The 1352-nt window shown below is 60.7% G+C and carries 2 protein-coding genes; both read left to right on the forward strand.

Annotated features, from left to right (window positions below; all coding sequences use genetic code 11):
• A partial coding sequence (locus M1L53_RS34745; protein WP_261949529.1) for a hypothetical protein occupies positions 1-850 on the forward strand: 850 nt, incomplete at its 5' end.
• Between the two features lie 122 nt (positions 851-972).
• Positions 973-1352: hypothetical protein (locus M1L53_RS34750; protein WP_261949530.1), on the forward strand; the 380-nt coding region annotated here is incomplete at its 3' end.

Consider the following 1352-nt stretch of genomic DNA (forward strand, 5'->3'; position numbering starts at 1 on the left):
TGCCCAAGTCCCAGTGATCACGGCAACTGGCGCTGCAGTAGTAAATGTTCCAGTGTCGGCCGTCAATGCGATGGCTCGCATTCCCGCCGTGTCAGGCAACTCGTCGGTCGGCGCTTTCGCTGTAACCGCAGACAGTTCCGCGAAGATCCCAGCGATTTCGGGATCCTCGAACGTGACTGCCGTCAAGGCGACGGCTTCCTCGCTCGCGCCGATCCCTGTGGTTCAGGCAAACAATGGTCCGACCATCTCGGCGTACACGACGTTCTCGAAGACGGTGGGTTCCGGGGTGACTATCACGTTGCCGACTGCGAACGTCGGAGACCTGTGGGTTATCGCCATGGGCACGGTGTCAGGCCAGATGGGATCAACTCCCGCCGGATGGACAAAGCGTCTCGGAAACGGTTCATGGAATGACACATCCATTGAGGTGTGGACTCGCACGAAGGTTGCAGGTGACCCTGCAACGATCACAACGACAGCAAACGGATTCACGGACGACATCCCTGCCGAAGTGATTGCTATGACGGTGACCAACCAGACCGGCGTGAACGCATCGTCGAGCGTGTCGGCGAGTACATCTACCTCGACAACGCCTCATCCCACGCCCGCAATCACCACGACAGTGGCGAAGACGGTACTCATCCGCATGGTGTCGGCCGGTCCACAGACGGCAGCGCACACGTGGCCCGTCGGGACTACGCCGATAGCTTCGGTGGTCAATGGAACCTCCGGCGCGCTGAGTGTCGCAGTGCAGACCGCAGATACCTCCGGATCCCAAGCGGCTGTAAATGCTACTCCAAGCACCGGGTCGAAGTATTCGTCTGGAACGATCGCAATCGCGCCCGTCTGATTCAGCTGAAACAACCGGACAACTAAACGCACCACAGCACCGACAAGGCGCCTCTCGCAAACTGGCGGGGGGCGCCTTGTCGTGCATAACGGCGGGCGGAAACGCCTTCAAGGAGAGCCCTGATGGCACTGGAATACTCAACCGTCCGAATCAACATCACCACGATCGCCGCAGACGGCATCGACGTCGACGACATCCCCGACGACACCCCGTTGACCGGCAGCCTCGAACTCGCACCCATGATCGCCGCAGGATCCGCGATCCAGTACGACGACGGCGGCACACTCAAACTGAAGACGGTCTCGCCCATCACAGTCGACCTCGGCGTCACCGGCGACATCTCCCACCAAGGCCGCGACTACGTCAAGGTCCTCGCACCCACAGCGTCGACAACGAACCTCGCGCAACTGCAGTGGCGCGCCAGCTTCAAGAACCTCCGCTACGGCTCGCAGGTAATCACCATGCAGCCGATCTACTTCTATGCCACTCCTGGCGCCGAGAT

The organism is Rhodococcus sp. T9N, from assembly GCF_024436645.1.
In the GTDB taxonomy this organism is placed as follows: Bacteria; Actinomycetota; Actinomycetes; order Mycobacteriales; family Mycobacteriaceae; genus Rhodococcus_F; species Rhodococcus_F qingshengii.